This window comes from Amycolatopsis sp. CA-211722 (assembly GCF_056828465.1).
Genome location: NZ_CP184752.1, coordinates 1,235,564 through 1,249,307, shown reverse-complemented (window position 1 = coordinate 1,249,307; position 13,744 = coordinate 1,235,564). Strand labels below are relative to the sequence as shown.

Sequence of the window (13,744 nt, the reverse complement as noted above, 5' to 3'; positions counted from 1 at the left end):
GACGAAAACCCTTGCGCTGCTTACCGAATTCTGACGTCGATGAAGTTCTTACCGAGTTCTGACGGACCGCGCCGCCAGGCCGCCGGGCAGCGGGAACGCGGTTATGGTGCCGGTGATGTCCACTGTCACCGCCCCTTCCCGCACCGGCCGCCGGGCCGATCTGATCGCCGTGGGGCTGGCGATGCTCGTGGTCGCCGCCGCGATCGCGGTCGGCCTCCACCACAACCGTCCCGGTTCCGGCGTGGTGATCTACGCTTTCGCGCCGCCGCTGTTCGGGTTGTGGCTGCCGCACGTGGGGCCGGGTTCGGTGGCCGCGGTCGTGCTCGCGCTCGTGGTCGTCACCAAAGGTCCCTTGCTCGCCGCCCGGCTGCGGTGGCGCCCGCTGCTCGCGCTCGGCTACGTGACCGCGCTGGCGTGGACGTTCTCGCTGGCGATGATCGACGGCTGGACGCGGGGCTTCACCGGCAGGCTCACCACGGAACACGAATACCTGCACGAGGTCCCGGGGATCACCGACATCCCGAAGATGCTGAACGAGTTTTCCTCGCGCATCCTCGATTTCCAGCCGGATTCGTGGACGACGCACGTCTCCGGGCATCCGCCGGGCGCGACGCTGGTCTTCGTCTGGCTCGACCGGCTCGGTCTGCAGGGCGGCGCTTGGGCTTCGACGGCCGTCGTGCTGGTCGGCTGCCTCGCGGTGGTCGCGGTGCCGGTGACGCTCTCCGCGCTGGGCAGGCAGGACGCGGCGAGGACGGTCCTGCCCTTCGCCGTCCTCACTCCGGGCGCGATCTGGATCGGCGTGTCCGCCGACGGTCTCTTCGCGGGCGTCACGGCGACCGGGATCGCGCTGCTGGCACTCGCCACGCGGCGGCGGATCCTCGCTCTCCCGGGCGGTCTGCTGCTCGGATTCGGGCTCTTCCTCTCCTACGGTCTCGTGCTGCTCGGCGTGATCGTGCTCGCCGTCGTCGTGCTGACCCGCGAGTGGCGGATCCTGCTCCTCGCCACGGCGGGCGTCGCCGTGGTCGTGGTGGCGTTCGCGCTGGCCGGATTCTGGTGGCTCGACGGCTATCACCTGGTGGTCGAGCGCTACTACCAGGGGATCGCGACGCTGCGCCCGTACTCCTACTGGGTGTGGGCGGATATCGCCGCGGTGCTGATCGCGCTCGGCCCGGCCGTGATCGCCGGGACGCGGCGGGCGGGCGCGGAGTTCCTCGCCGAGCCGAAACGCGCGTTCCGCGAGCCGGTCACGCTGATCGTGGCCGCCGCGGTTCTGGCGATCGCTTTCGCCGACCTGTCCGGCCTGTCGAAGGCCGAGGTCGAACGCATCTGGCTACCGTTCGAGGTGTGGCTGCTGCCCGCGGTGGCGCTGCTGCCGTCGAAGGGACGGCGGTGGTGGCTCGCCGCGTCGGCGGCGACGGCACTGGTGGTGAACCATCTGGTGCTGACGAGCTGGTGAGGTGGAGGGCATGACAGAACAGGGCAGGGTGCTCGTCGTCGACGACGACGAGACCGTGCGGGACGTCGTCCGGCGGTACCTGGAGGTCGCGGGTTTCGAAGTCGACGTCGCCGGGGACGGCACCGAAGGACTGCGGCTGTTTTCCGCGACCGGGCCGGACCTCGTGGTCCTCGACGTCATGATGCCCGGCCTCAACGGGCTCGAGGTGTGCCGCCGCCTGCGGCAGGTGAGCCAGGTGCCGGTCGTGATGCTGACCGCGCTCGGCGAGGAGGAGAACCGCATCGCCGGGCTCCAGCTCGGCGCCGACGACTACGTCACGAAACCGTTCAGCCCCAAGGAACTCGCGTTGCGCGTGGCCTCGGTGCTGCGGCGGGCGCGGATGCCCCGGCCCGAACCGGCGGCGCGCGTGATCACCGACGGCGACCTCGCGCTGCAGATGTCGGCGCGGCAGGCGGCCCTCGGCGGGGTGGAACTTCCCCTGACCAGCCGGGAATTCGATCTGCTCGCCTTCTTCCTCACCCATCCCGGCGTGGCGTTCTCCCGCGCCGATCTGCTGGAGAAGGTCTGGGGCTGGGACTTCGGCGACCAATCCACGGTGACCGTCCACGTCAGACGGTTACGGGAGAAGATCGAGAAGAACCCCGCGAAACCCGTCCGCGTCGCCACCGTGTGGGGCGTCGGCTACCGGTACGACCCGGTGCGGCGATGATCGGCTCCGGTGAGTCGTTCGGCGAGATGCTGGCGCACGCCTGGCACATCCTGCCGTTCGCGCTGATGTTCGCGTTGCCGGTGGTCCTGCTCGGCGGGCTGGCCCTGTACCTGCTCCGGCACGGTTCGCTGGCCAGCACGATGACGATCCTCGTGCTGATCCCGGTGCTCGCGACGCTGATCGCGGTCCTCGGGATCAGCGGGTTCATGTTCACCCCCGCGCTGACCACGATGACCCTGGTCTGTGTGCTGGTCGCGCTGGTGACCGTCCCGGCGGCGCTCGTGCTCGGCCGCGCGATCGCGCGCCGCAGCGTGTGGGAACGGGAGGCGCGGGAACGGGAGCGCGCGGCCGAGGCGTCGCGGCGCGAACTGGTCGCGTGGATCAGCCACGACCTGCGGAGCCCGCTGGCGGGGATCCAGGCGATGGCCGAGGCCGTCGCGGACGGCGTCGTCGCCGACCCGGTCGAGGTCACCGGCTACGCGCGCCGCATCAGCGGCGAGACCACGCGGCTGTCCGGCATGGTCGGCGACCTGTTCGAATTGTCGCGGATCACCGCGGGCGCGCTCCAGCTGACGATGGCCGCCGTGCCGCTGCGCGACGTCGTGAGCGACGCCGTCGCCGCGCAGGCGCCGCTCGCAGAGCAGAAACGCGTGCGGATGATCGAGTACGCGAACGTGTGGCCGGTCGTCTCCGGCAGCGACCCGGAACTGGCGCGGATCGTGCGGAACCTGGTGTCCAACGCCGTGCGGCACACGCCACCGGACGGGACGGTCGCGGTGCAGATCGGCATCGACGGCGGCGAGGCGCTGCTCGCGGTTTCCGACGGCTGCGGCGGGATCCCTGACGACGAGATCGGGCGGGTCTTCGACGTCGCGTTCCGCGGGACGACGGCGCGCACCCCCGAGCGCGGTGGGCTGGCGAGTGGCGGCGGGCTCGGCCTCGCGATCGCGAAAGGCCTCGTCGAAGCCCATCGAGGCCGCATCGGCGTCCGGAACGACGGCCCCGGCTGCCGGTTCGAGGTCCGGCTTCCGCTCGCCCTGCCCTGACCGTGTCAGCGGTGTGTCACCGTGGTGTCAGCGCGGGCCGCGATCGTTGCCGCCATGACGACTTCAGCGAAGCGCTTCTTCCGACGGACGGCGATCACCGCGGTGGCGGCCGCCCTGCTGGCCGGGATCACGCCCGGCGTGGCCGCCGCGGACAAGGGACGGGACCGGCCCGACCTGCAGGCGATGGCCGAGCAGATCGCCGCTTCCGGTTTCGCCGGGACACAGCTGCGGGTGCACGACGCGCGGGGTGACTGGACCGGCAGCGCCGGGGTGCGCGAGCTGGGCTCGGCCGCCAAGCCGCCGACGAACGGGCGGTTCCGGATCGGTAGCAACACCAAGACCTTCGTGTCCACCGTCGTCCTGCAGCTGGTGGGGGAGGGCAAGGTGGGCCTGGACGCGCCGGTGGCGGGCTACCTGCCCGAGTTCGGCCTCGACCGGCGGATCACGGTGCGGATGCTGTTGCAGCACACCAGCGGCCTGTTCGACTACACCGGCGCGATGCTGCCCGATGGCACGATCGTCCCGGGAATCCCCTTGACGGGTAAGGAGTTCCTGGACAACCGGTTCCACACCTACCGGCCGGAGGAGCTGGTGCGCTTCGGCCTGTCCAAGCCGCCGCTGTTCGCGCCGGGCACGGACTGGACGTACACGAACATCAACTACGTCCTCGCCGGGCTGGTGATCGAGAAGGTCGCCGGCCGTCCCTACGGCGACGAACTCCAGCGCCGGATCCTGCGGCCGCTCGGGCTGCGCGACACCGTGGTGCCCGGCACCTGGCCGGGTATCCCCGGACCGCACGCCCACGGCTACTACCGCTACGAGGAGAAGCCCGGGCAGTGGAAGACGGTCGACATCACGAACCAGAACCCGTCGTGGGCGACCAGCGCCGGTGAGCTGATCTCGACCACGAAGGACCTCCACACGTTCTTCTCCGCGCTGCTGGGCGGAAAGCTCCTGCCGGCCCCGCTGCTCGCCGAGATGCGCAAGCCGCACCCGAAGGGCGGCTACGGCCTGGGCATCTACGTTCAGGAGGCGAGCTGCGGCACCGTCCTCAAGGGCATGGGCGGCTTCCACGGCTACGGGACGGTCATGGCCGCCACGCCCGACGGCAGCCGGACGTTCGAGCTGTCCATGACCTACGGCGACTCGGACGCCGATCTGGGGCAGGCCTACACCAAGGCCGACCAGCTGCTCACCGACAAGGTGCTCTGCGGCAAGTAGGTCAGAGCCGCAGGAACCCCATGTCCGGGAAGTGGGCCGGCGCGATGATCGCGCCGGTCTCTTCCGCTTCCGCGAGGAAGCGTTGCCGGGTGCGGAGAGCGAGATCCGGGTCGACGTCGCCGAGGAAGCCCACTCGCGTGTCCGTCAGCTGCGCGGGCGTGTGCAGGACGTCGCCGAGCAGCAGCAGGCGCTCGTCGTCCGCGGTGATGTCGAGGACGTAGTGGCCGGGTGTGTGCCCGGGAGCGTGCCGCGCCACGATCCCGGGCGCGATCTCGACCCGGTCGCCGCTGATCGCCTCGGTCAGCCCCGCGCCGCGGGCGGTCTCCATGCCGACGCGGCTCCATTCACCCGTCCCGGCCGGCGCGATCAAGGCGTCCCAGTCGAGCTGGCCGAAGACGACCTGAGCACCGGGGAAGGTCAGTTCGCCTTCGGGCGCGATCCAGCCGATGTGGTCGTTGTGCAGGTGGGTGAGGAAGACGGTGTCGATCTCGTCGACCGGGCAGCCCGCCTTGTCCAGCGCGGCCGCGAGATCGCCGCCGGTGCCCATCGGCGGCGTGGGGTCGCCCTTGGCAGGTGTCATCCCCGGCGGGAAGGCGAATTCGCGCGGGCCGAGGCCGGTGTCGACGAGGATGGTGCGGCCGCCGCCGCGGATCAGGTACGCGCCGGTCGGGACGTGCACGGTGCCGTCCTCGTCGAAGATCTCCGGGTGGGCCTCGGGGTCGAGACCCGGGAAGAACGCGAGCGGCAGCCTGATCAGACCGTCCCCGAGCGCTTCGATCTCGATGTCTCCGACGGTGATGCCCACCAAAACCCCCAAAAAAGCCGATTCCGTTGCCGGGAACGACAACCGGCGGAGGGCCGGGTCTGTTCCCGGTTTCAGAGTCCGGCCGGTTCCCGCAGCTCAGCGGTGGCGAACCCGGCGATGCCTTCGGCGAAACCGGTTCGCGCGGTGAAGCCGAGCAGCCGCCGGGCGCGGGCGGGGTCCGCGACGACGTGGCGGACGTCGGCGGGCCGGGCGCCCCCGGCGATCTTCGGAGACGGCCCGCCACAGGCCTTCGCGAGTTCCTCGGCGAGTTCGCCGACCGAGTGGGGCTGCCCGGAGCAGATGTTCAACGGTGTCAGGTCACCTTCGGGCCCGTCGGCGCGCAGCGCCAGGACGTTCGCCCTCGCCACGTCGTGGACGTGCACGAAGTCGCGCTGCTGCTTCCCGTCCTCCAGCACGATCGGCGCCTCGCCGCGCAGGAGCGAGGAACGGAACAGCGACGCGACGCCCGCGTACGGGGTGTTCTGCGGCATCCGCGGGCCGTAGACGTTGTGGTAGCGCAGGGCCCAGACCGTTCCGCCGGTTTGCCGCGCCCACGCCGCCGCCAGATGTTCCTGCGCGAGCTTGGTGGCCGCGTAGGTGCTTCGCGGCCGCAGCGGCGCGTCTTCGGGAACCAGCCGCCAGTCGAGTTCGGCGCCGCAAGTGGCGCACGAAGGCTCGAAGCAGCCGGCGTCCACATCGGACTGCTTCCGCGTCGACGGGGGCACGATCCCGTGGATGGGACATTCGTAGCGACCTTCGCCGTAGACGACCATCGACGACGCGAGCGCCAGCTTCCGGACCCCGGCCCGGTGCATCGCGGCGAGCAGGACGGCGGTCCCGTAGTCGTTGTTCAGCGCGTACGACGGCGCGTCGGACGGATCGACACCGTGCCCGACGACGGCCGCCTGATGGCAGACCGCGTCGACCCCGTCCAGCAGCTCGGCGACCAGCTCAGTGTCGGTGACGTCGCCACGCAGGAACCGGTGGCGGCCGGTGTATCCGGGCGGGCGCGACGAACCGTGCGCGGTGCTCAGGAGGTTGTCGAGGACGACGACCTCGTCACCTTGATCGGACAGCAGATCGGCGACGTGGGAGCCGACGAACCCGGCCCCGCCGGTTATCAGTGTTCGCACCGTTCCGACGCTAGGGGCGATCCCGGGAGCCGGCGCCGGATCGTGGGCTCATGTCAGGGAATCGTCACAACTACGCGGCACCGCCGAAGCGAAGATCGGCCGAAACCGGATACGGTGTGACCATGGAACGGAGCGCACAACGGCTGGGCCGCGCACTGGTGGTCATCGTGGACGATCGGGTCGCCCACGGCGAACACGAGGACAACACGGGACCGCTGGTCACGGAGCTGCTCGAAGAGGCCGGGTTCATCGTCGACGGCGTCGTCGTGGTCGAGGCCGAGACGGCCGCGATCCGCAACGCGCTCAACACCGCCGTGATCGGCGGTGCCGACCTGGTGATCACCGTCGGCGGCACCGGCGTCTCGCCGCGCGACCGCACGCCCGACGCGACGGCCGGGGTCCTCGACCGCCCGATCCCGGGTATCGGCGAAGCCCTGCGCGCGTCCGGCCTCGCCGCCGGCGCGGTGGACGCGGGTATCTCCCGCGGGCTCGTCGGTGTCTCCGGCAGCACGCTGGTGGTCAACCTTGCGGGTTCGCGCGCGGCCGTCCGCGACGGCATGGCGACGCTCTCGTCGCTGGTGCCGTACGTGATCGACGAGCTGTCCGGGCTCGAAGAGGCCTAATTCTTGGGCGCGGGTCCGGGCTCTGTCCCGGGCTCGCCCTTCTTGTCCTGGTGCAACACTCCTTCCACCTTCTCGGTGACCTGGCCGATCTTGTCTTCGAACCGGCCGCCGGTGACCTTGTTCGCCCCGGCCGACGCCGCCGAGACACCCTTGGCCGCCACGCCGCCCGCCTTCTCGGCCAGCGGCCCGGCCTTCTCACGGACTTCGCCCGCGACCTCTTCCGCTTTGTGGATGGCCTGCGCGGCCAGCCCCTTCGCTTTGTCGACGATGCTCATGCGCTGATGGTCCCACCGGCGCGCGGCCCTCGCGACCGGTGCGAAAATGGGTGTCATGCCAGGTGACGACGAGGACAAGCGCCGCCGGGCGGCCGAGAAACGGCGGGCCGACGAGATCTTCGGCGACGTCCTGCCGGACACGACCTCCGACGAGCGAGAGCCGGGGCAGCGCACCCCGGACTCCGACTCGTGGTTCCTGGAGAACCGGCCGCCTCATCACGACCGGTGATCCGGGTCAGCTCGCGCGGTTCTGCTGCGCGCGCAGCAGGTCGCGGATCTCGGTGAGCAGCTCGACGTCGGTCGGCTCCGCGGGGCCCGCCTCTTCACCGCGCTTGCGTCGTTCCTGAACGTGCTTGACCGGCAGCACGATCACGAAGTAGACGACGGCGGCCACGATCACGAAGTTGATCGCCGCGTTGATCACGCCGCCGAAGTCCATGAACGTCGCGTCGTTCGCGCTGAGGATGTTGAACCCCAGGCCCTTGGCGGCGTCCGAACCGCCGATGGCGTTGATCAGCGGTTTGATCAGGCCGTTCGTGAAGGCCGTGACGATCGCTGTGAACGCGGCGCCGATGACCACCGCGACCGCGAGGTCGACGACGTTCCCGCGCATCAGGAAGTCCTTGAAGCCCTTGATCAAGACGCTCTCCTCTTCACCTGGGACGGTTCGCCGACCGTCCCTTTCTTCTCCATACCGGGGGGACGCAGGCGCCCGCCGCCACAGGGCAGGCGCGAGCTAGCGGAGGGTAACCGTTATGGACCGTTCCAGCGAAGTGGCCGCGACCCGTGTCGCGATCGCGGAAGGCAGGGAAAGCAGCACCAAAGGTCCCTTGCTCCCGGCGCCGGGGGACTTCGGATCGCGGGTGCCCTGCTCGCCCACCGCGGCCACGACGGCCGCGCTGGCCAGCACGGACGCCTCGCGCCCGGCGTCGGCGGCCGCGACGACGTCGACTCGCCGGCCGGGCCTGAGCAACTCCGCGACACCGGCGTCGGCGAGCCTCACCGGGACGGTCGAGCTCTCGGGATCACCCGATCCGGGGATGCCCGCGTCCAGCAGGCGGACGTCCGTCAGCGGTTCGCCCGCGCGCGCCGCGCCGACGAGCATCCGTCCTTCCACCGACGACGGCAGGCCGGTGGCGCCCTGTGGACGGACGTCGTCCGGGAGATCGACGAGCTTGACGTCCCGGGCGCGCAGCAGTGAGCCTGCCGGGAGGTCGCGGGCGGAGACCACGGTCGCGGTGCCGGGTGTGCCGCGTGCGGACGCGGGGAGGAACAGCGCGACTAGACCGCTGAGCAGCAGGGACAGAGCGAGCCAGCGGCGGAGCAGCCGGGCCGGCCTGCCGTGGAGTCTTCGCAGGACGGGCAGGTGGTAGAGCACGGGATTCCCCCTCGTCGATCGGTGATGATCTCGACGTTAGGGGCGGGTGCGCGGCCCTGGAAAGAACGAAAACCCCCGGCTGTGGATAACCGGGGGCTTGTGGACAACTCGGGACGTCAGGAAGCGGCGGCGGCCGTTTTCGTCGTACCCGTGGAGGAGGATGCCGCGCTCTTGGACTCCGGCTTGGACTCGGTCTTCGACTCCGATTTGGTCTCGGACTTGGCCGGGGCCGAGGTGGTGCTGGCCTTCGAGTCACGCGAGTCGGTGCGGTAGAAACCGCTGCCCTTGAAGACCACGCCGACCGAGCTGAAGACCTTGCGAAGCGGGCCCGAGCACTGCGGGCACACGGTCAAGCTCGCGTCGGAGAACGACTGCACGGCCTCGAAAGCGTGGTCGCATTCCTTGCAGGCGTACTGGTAGGTGGGCACTGCTGCTCCTTCGTGCATTGGCACTCAGCCGACAAGAGTGCTAACGCCTAACGGTACCGGGGCATTCCGACGCAGGTCAAACAAGGTTTCCCAAGGTCACATGAGGACCTGGTCACGCCCTCTGTTCCGTACCTGTTCCGTGCCGGACCGAGATCGGCTCCGGTCCAGGGTACGAGCCGTCATGAGCTGGGCGGTCTCCGAGTGTGCGCCCTTGCCGGGCTGATTCGTCGTACAAGCCGGATCGAATCTCGCGCAGATCAGACGCCGTAGATCTGCCCCCGCCCGGCGCTCGGTAGAGGCCGATCGTCGACCCTCCTGGCCAGCTGGCTGTCGGTCGACGGTGATGGTTCTTGGTCAGCTCCGGGAGACCTGGCATCACGTGGTGGCAGTCTGCCCCTGTTTTCCTCGCCCCCGCCGCTGTTAGCACCGGGCTGCCAGAGTCAAGGGGGAGCGCAGCTCATCGCGCAGCGACGCCGCAGGCGCCCTTGATGCTGGCGGGCTGGTGTTAAACGATCGCGCAGCGAGGAACTGGTCACTCGGCGGCACTCGGCTCTGTGCCGCGAGGGCCTGGCTTGCATCGCAGATTTCAGCAGATTTCAGCAGATTTGTGCAGAACATGCCGAGCAGCATCCCCGGTGTGGGTACACCCCGGCATTACATTGGCACGGCCGGGTCTGTATACAGACCCGGAAGCTCATCGCCGGAGCTGCCGAAAGAGCAGCCCCGGCGACGAAATACCGCAGGTCAGCGCTGGTACCAGGTTGCGACGCCTAGCAGGACCAGCACGACCACGGTTACTGCCTGGTTCACCGTCAGTGTCACCTTGCCGGTGATGCTGACGGTGAACCGGTTCTTCCGGCCCCGTCGAGACATGGGCCTTCACCTACCTCATCCCCTGAGGCACCGCACGGGCGCTGTACCCGGCAGCGTCGAGAGCCAGGGCGCTTCCTCGACGGCCGTCCGAGGAAGCGACTGGAGCAGGCTTCGGAGCCAGAGTAGAAGCTCGACGGTGCGGCAACCGGGAAGACACGCGGGGGATTGGTATGCGCATGACGTGCGCATCAACGTTGTAGCGGCGGCGCGCTGCGGGTGCTGCCCTTCGGCGGGCTCGCCCGGCGGCGCCTGCCGGAGCGGAGCGGGAGGCCGGCGTCGCCTCTTGGGCGTAGCCCGCCGGACGGGTGGTGACCCGCGCGCCGCCAAGGGCGGCGCCTTGATCCCATAGAGCCAAGTTCGGCAAACGATGTCCCCGAAGCATGGCTTATGGCACCGCGTCGTATGATAAGCGGCCGAGCTGTCGGCGAAGATCGAAACGGGTGACCGTATGAAGAAGACGTTTCTGGCGAAAGACGTGTTCGTTCCTGGCGGGCGCCCGACTGTCACGTATCAGTCTCGCAGTGAGCTGGAAGGTCGGCTGTCAGACCATCTTGATTTTGGAGGCAACGAGATACTTTCCATCTCTGGCCCCACTAAGACTGGTAAAACCGTTCTAGTGCGACATGTTGTAAGTGATGCCCTCGTCATTGAGGGAGGGCAACTAGGTTCTTTCGATGACTTTTGTTCCGCGATTCTCGATCACTTCGATGTCCCGACCGAAGTTCAGCGTTCGGCGAACGAGGAAATCCTCGATGGCATGGATCGGACTGGGCGCGTTAATGTGGGGGTAGCGTCGGTTGACCAAAAGAACGCATCCTCTACCAAGACTGCTAGTGGGGTTAATACGAAGGCGGTTAGGTCGCCAAGTGTGGCGACAAAGGAGGCGCTTTCGAGTGGGGGAGTCCCACTGGTTATCGATGACTTTCACTATATCAAGAAAGAAACCCAGCTCCGGATTGTCCGATTTCTAAAGTCTCTCGTTTTTGAAGGCCTTCCGGTGATCCTCGTCTCGGTTCCGCATCGCGCTTATGATGCGGTTAAGATCGAAACTGAGATGACTGGCCGCGTGAAGGTTCTTGAGGTTGGATTCTGGGATAGAGAAGATCTCCTAAAGATTGCACGGGAAGGCTTTGCGGCGCTAAACGTTGCTGACAAAAATGAAGAAATCGCTAAGGAATTAGCGTTGGAGACCTTCTCAAGTCCTCATCTCATGCAGCAATTTTGCTTGGGTATCTGCCAGGAGAACCGTATCCCGAAGACTGTGAAACGAAAGTTTACCCTGAAGCCTCCCGAGTCGGGTTGGGAAGCTTTTTTCGAGGAGCGTGCTTCCGGTTCTTCGAAAGCTGCCTTTGATCGTCTTGCTAGAGGTCGACGCCAACGGCAGGACCGCATTCGGCGACGCTTGGTCGATGGCAGGATTGTGGATATTTACGGGGTTGTTCTGGAAGCTATCGCAACTACGGGGCCTACGGTCAGTATTCGCTACGAGGACTTGCGTGCTGCTATCAGGAAGGTCTTGGCGACCGATCAGCCTCAGCGTAACGAGGTGACTCAAGTCCTCGAAAAGATGTCTCTCATTGCAAAAGAGGATCTTGAGGGTGAGCCGGTTGTTGACTGGGATCCGGAGGAAGATGTCCTTCACATCTCGGATCCCTATTTTGCCTACTACCTTCGATGGGGTGGGCGAGAAACCGTTGAGCTTACCAATCAAGTTTGAGTGAATTTAATTCCGAGGCCGAACTCGGAGTCTTGGTGGCCTTATCGAGCTCACGTGCTAATACTAGCGATCTGTGGTAGGTATCGTGGGTAAATGGAGCTGACGACGTGGGCTGGGAGCGTGGCGGCCCGGGAACTTAGGAAGCCGCTGCCGCGTCGGTGGAATCACGTCCGAGGGGTTCGTGAGCGGGTCCGTCAGGTCATGAAGCTGCTATCTGCTGATGATGCGGACCTGCTAGCAGCGGCAGCCTTCCTTCATGACATTGGGTATGCGTCCGAACTTGCGCTAACGGGGCTGCATGCGCTGGATGGCGCGCGGTACCTCCGGGAGATTGAGGCTCCGGAGCGCCTGTGTGCGTTGGTGGCGCATCATTCGGCGGCGTACCAAGAGGCTGAATTGCGGGGTCTGACCGAAGAGCTTGCTGATTGGATCGACGAGCGAACGCCGCTGAGGGACGCGCTGTGGTGGGCTGACATGACGACCTCGCCATCTGGAGAGATCGTCACCTTCGAAGAGCGCGCGGCAGAGATTCAGCAGCGGTACGGGCCGGATGATGTCGTGTCTACCTTCATCCGGATGGCGCAGCCGGAACTGGCGGGTGCTGTCGAGCGGACGGAAGCTCGGTTGCGGGCTGCGCGCATCGATTATGTATAGAACGGCTGGTCGGAACTCTCGAAGCCGCGGGCGATCCTGAGCCGGATGGCGGGGTGGATGTTGAGGCCGTCCAGCTTGGCTGGCTCGACCCACAGAACCTCTTTGCTCTCGCTGCTCGTGCGCAGGTCGCCGGACAGGGGGCGGGCGCGGAAGCAGAGCGAGAACTCCTGGCGGACCTCGCCGTCGTCGTACTCGATGACGTAGTGGGGGTCGGAGAAGATCCCGATGAACCCGGTGACGTCGACGGTCAGGCCAGTCTCTTCCTCGGCCTCGCGGATTACGGCCTGGGTCACCGTTTCGCCGAACTCCTGACCGCCGCCGGGGATGGCGTATCGGTCGTTGTCGGTGCGCCGGATCATCAGCAGCCGGCCAGCCTCGTCCAGGATGAACGCGCTGACGGCGACCCGCAGTGAGTTCGCCTCCGGCGCGTTCGGTTCGTGGTAGTGGTCTCGACGTGCCATAGCTCCTTGCCTACCAGGTCAGCGGCTTGGCGGCAGTCCAGACGGTCTCGAAGCTCTCCATGTACGTCTCGAACATGTCGCCCTTCGGTGCCTGCCGGAGGTGCAGAGCGGGGGCATGTGCTCCCGGAAGGCCGTACACATGGGTGTTGATGACCATCTCGTCGTCGAACCGGAACACCGAGTTGTACAGCGTGGTCGTGTGCAGCCGCGCCTCTACGCCGGGTACGCCATCGAGCGGGCGCAGGAACGCTAGTGCGTTGCGGATGCGAGCGGAAACGGTGCGTGCGTCGAGCTGTTCCTCTTCGCTGCGCTTGGTGGCCTCGTCCGCGTCGGGATCGCCGAACAGAAGTCGAATTTTGGCCCCATCACTGGCTTTCTGCTTGATCTGCTTCGCAAACGTCGGTCGTTCAACGAGGAACAGGGCGGCCAGGCAAAGAATGTCGATGCGTTCCCCGCTGTCGTCCAGCAGTCGAGTCCACAGGTCGGCAGGGATCGCGTTCCGGTGCGAGAAGACTTCGACGACTTCCGGGTTGCCGCGCGGTTCCATCGCGGAGCTTGGCGGATTAATGGCCTGGCTCGTCGGCGACGCAGTCGGTTCGGGGACGAACTCGATTCCACCGTCGTGAAACTCGAAGAGTTGTTCGGCTTGCCAGCCGGGAAGCATTGCTTCAAGGATTCGGCAGTGGTCGGCGTAGGGCAGGCCGACGAGTTCGCCGGATAGCCATCGGTAGAACTGCGCTTTGCTGGGAAAGCTGCCCCGCAGGCTCTTGTCGACCTTCTCGGCCACTTTGTCGTACTCGCGGCAGAACGCGCGGTAGCTCTGCAAGTGTCGTCCTCTGAGCAGGACTTTGAGGACGATCGGCCGGGCATCCTGAGCTGCGGTGTCGGGGCTCATGAGACCAACGTAGCACGGGAGACGAGACAAGACGAGACAAGGTGAGTGCGAGACGCTGTGAGGTGAGACC

At 67.2% G+C, this 13,744-nt stretch carries 17 protein-coding genes; 8 read left to right on the top strand and 9 right to left on the bottom strand.

Going from position 1 to position 13,744, the window contains the following annotated elements; translation table 11 throughout:
• Positions 1 to 103 precede the first annotated feature (103 nt).
• The 4 genes from ACOCEP_RS06125 to ACOCEP_RS06110 are packed head-to-tail and all read left to right on the top strand — an operon-like array spanning position 104 to position 4,432.
• On the top strand, positions 104 to 1,456 hold the full coding sequence (locus ACOCEP_RS06125) for a hypothetical protein (protein WP_482336222.1): 1,353 nt from the start codon (positions 104 to 106) through the stop codon (positions 1,454 to 1,456).
• Positions 1,457 to 1,466: 10 nt separating this feature from the next.
• On the top strand, positions 1,467 to 2,165 hold the full coding sequence (locus ACOCEP_RS06120) for a response regulator transcription factor (RefSeq protein ID WP_034305757.1): 699 nt from the start codon (positions 1,467 to 1,469) through the stop codon (positions 2,163 to 2,165).
• On the top strand, positions 2,162 to 3,211 hold the full coding sequence (locus ACOCEP_RS06115; RefSeq protein WP_482336221.1) for a sensor histidine kinase: 1,050 nt from the start codon (positions 2,162 to 2,164) through the stop codon (positions 3,209 to 3,211). Before ACOCEP_RS06120 ends, ACOCEP_RS06115 begins: the two co-directional genes overlap by 4 nt.
• A gap of 54 nt (positions 3,212 to 3,265) precedes the next feature.
• The gene (locus ACOCEP_RS06110; protein WP_482336220.1) at positions 3,266 to 4,432 is read left to right on the top strand and encodes a serine hydrolase domain-containing protein; all 1,167 of its coding nucleotides are present in this window, start codon (positions 3,266 to 3,268) and stop codon (positions 4,430 to 4,432) included.
• Between the two features lies 1 nt (position 4,433).
• Here ACOCEP_RS06110 and ACOCEP_RS06105 read toward each other — a convergent pair whose 3' ends face one another.
• Together ACOCEP_RS06105 and ACOCEP_RS06100 are read right to left on the bottom strand one after the other, a co-directional pair.
• The gene (locus tag ACOCEP_RS06105) at positions 4,434 to 5,237 is read right to left on the bottom strand and encodes an MBL fold metallo-hydrolase (protein ID WP_482336219.1); all 804 of its coding nucleotides are present in this window, start codon (positions 5,235 to 5,237) and stop codon (positions 4,434 to 4,436) included.
• Positions 5,238 to 5,308: 71 nt separating this feature from the next.
• Positions 5,309 to 6,370, bottom strand: a complete 1,062-nt coding sequence (locus ACOCEP_RS06100; RefSeq protein WP_482336217.1) for an NAD-dependent epimerase/dehydratase family protein — start codon at positions 6,368 to 6,370, stop codon at positions 5,309 to 5,311.
• A gap of 122 nt (positions 6,371 to 6,492) precedes the next feature.
• Between ACOCEP_RS06100 and ACOCEP_RS06095 the strand changes: the two genes are divergently transcribed.
• Complete coding sequence (locus ACOCEP_RS06095) at positions 6,493 to 6,993, top strand: MogA/MoaB family molybdenum cofactor biosynthesis protein (protein WP_005155592.1); 501 nt, start codon at positions 6,493 to 6,495, stop codon at positions 6,991 to 6,993.
• Here the strand turns inward: ACOCEP_RS06095 and ACOCEP_RS06090 are convergent.
• Positions 6,990 to 7,268 (bottom strand): hypothetical protein, encoded by a 279-nt coding sequence (locus tag ACOCEP_RS06090; RefSeq protein ID WP_482336216.1) that lies wholly within the window; start codon positions 7,266 to 7,268, stop codon positions 6,990 to 6,992. The genes ACOCEP_RS06095 and ACOCEP_RS06090 overlap by 4 nt on opposite strands.
• Before the next feature lie 55 nt (positions 7,269 to 7,323).
• Here ACOCEP_RS06090 and ACOCEP_RS06085 point away from each other — a divergent pair, with 55 nt between their 5' ends.
• On the top strand, positions 7,324 to 7,497 hold the full coding sequence (locus ACOCEP_RS06085; protein ID WP_482336215.1) for a hypothetical protein: 174 nt from the start codon (positions 7,324 to 7,326) through the stop codon (positions 7,495 to 7,497).
• 6 nt (positions 7,498 to 7,503) lie between these two features.
• Here ACOCEP_RS06085 and mscL read toward each other — a convergent pair whose 3' ends face one another.
• The 4 genes from mscL to ACOCEP_RS06065 all read right to left on the bottom strand — a co-directional run bounded on the left by mscL (position 7,504) and on the right by ACOCEP_RS06065 (position 9,947).
• Positions 7,504 to 7,908 (bottom strand): large-conductance mechanosensitive channel protein MscL, encoded by a 405-nt coding sequence (mscL, locus tag ACOCEP_RS06080; protein WP_482336214.1) that lies wholly within the window; start codon positions 7,906 to 7,908, stop codon positions 7,504 to 7,506.
• A gap of 96 nt (positions 7,909 to 8,004) precedes the next feature.
• On the bottom strand, positions 8,005 to 8,646 hold the full coding sequence (locus tag ACOCEP_RS06075) for an SAF domain-containing protein (RefSeq protein WP_482336213.1): 642 nt from the start codon (positions 8,644 to 8,646) through the stop codon (positions 8,005 to 8,007).
• 116 nt (positions 8,647 to 8,762) lie between these two features.
• Entirely contained in the window at positions 8,763 to 9,074 is a 312-nt protein-coding gene (locus ACOCEP_RS06070) for an FmdB family zinc ribbon protein (RefSeq protein ID WP_482336212.1), read from the bottom strand.
• Positions 9,075 to 9,818: 744 nt separating this feature from the next.
• Positions 9,819 to 9,947 (bottom strand): hypothetical protein, encoded by a 129-nt coding sequence (locus tag ACOCEP_RS06065; protein ID WP_482336211.1) that lies wholly within the window; start codon positions 9,945 to 9,947, stop codon positions 9,819 to 9,821.
• Between the two features lie 448 nt (positions 9,948 to 10,395).
• On the opposite strand from ACOCEP_RS06065, the gene ACOCEP_RS06060 reads away from it, so the two are divergent.
• Positions 10,396 to 11,664, top strand: a complete 1,269-nt coding sequence (locus tag ACOCEP_RS06060) for a P-loop NTPase family protein (protein ID WP_482336210.1) — start codon at positions 10,396 to 10,398, stop codon at positions 11,662 to 11,664.
• Between the two features lie 93 nt (positions 11,665 to 11,757).
• A complete protein-coding gene (locus tag ACOCEP_RS06055; protein WP_482336209.1) occupies positions 11,758 to 12,318 on the top strand; it encodes an HD domain-containing protein in 561 nt (186 codons plus the stop codon).
• Here the strand turns inward: ACOCEP_RS06055 and ACOCEP_RS06050 are convergent.
• Both ACOCEP_RS06050 and ACOCEP_RS06045 read right to left on the bottom strand, forming a co-directional pair.
• Positions 12,309 to 12,779, bottom strand: a complete 471-nt coding sequence (locus ACOCEP_RS06050; RefSeq protein ID WP_482336208.1) for an NUDIX hydrolase — start codon at positions 12,777 to 12,779, stop codon at positions 12,309 to 12,311. The genes ACOCEP_RS06055 and ACOCEP_RS06050 overlap by 10 nt on opposite strands.
• A gap of 10 nt (positions 12,780 to 12,789) precedes the next feature.
• Positions 12,790 to 13,674, bottom strand: coding sequence for a hypothetical protein (locus tag ACOCEP_RS06045; protein ID WP_482336207.1), 885 nt, complete (start codon positions 13,672 to 13,674; stop codon positions 12,790 to 12,792).
• Positions 13,675 to 13,744 lie beyond the last annotated feature (70 nt).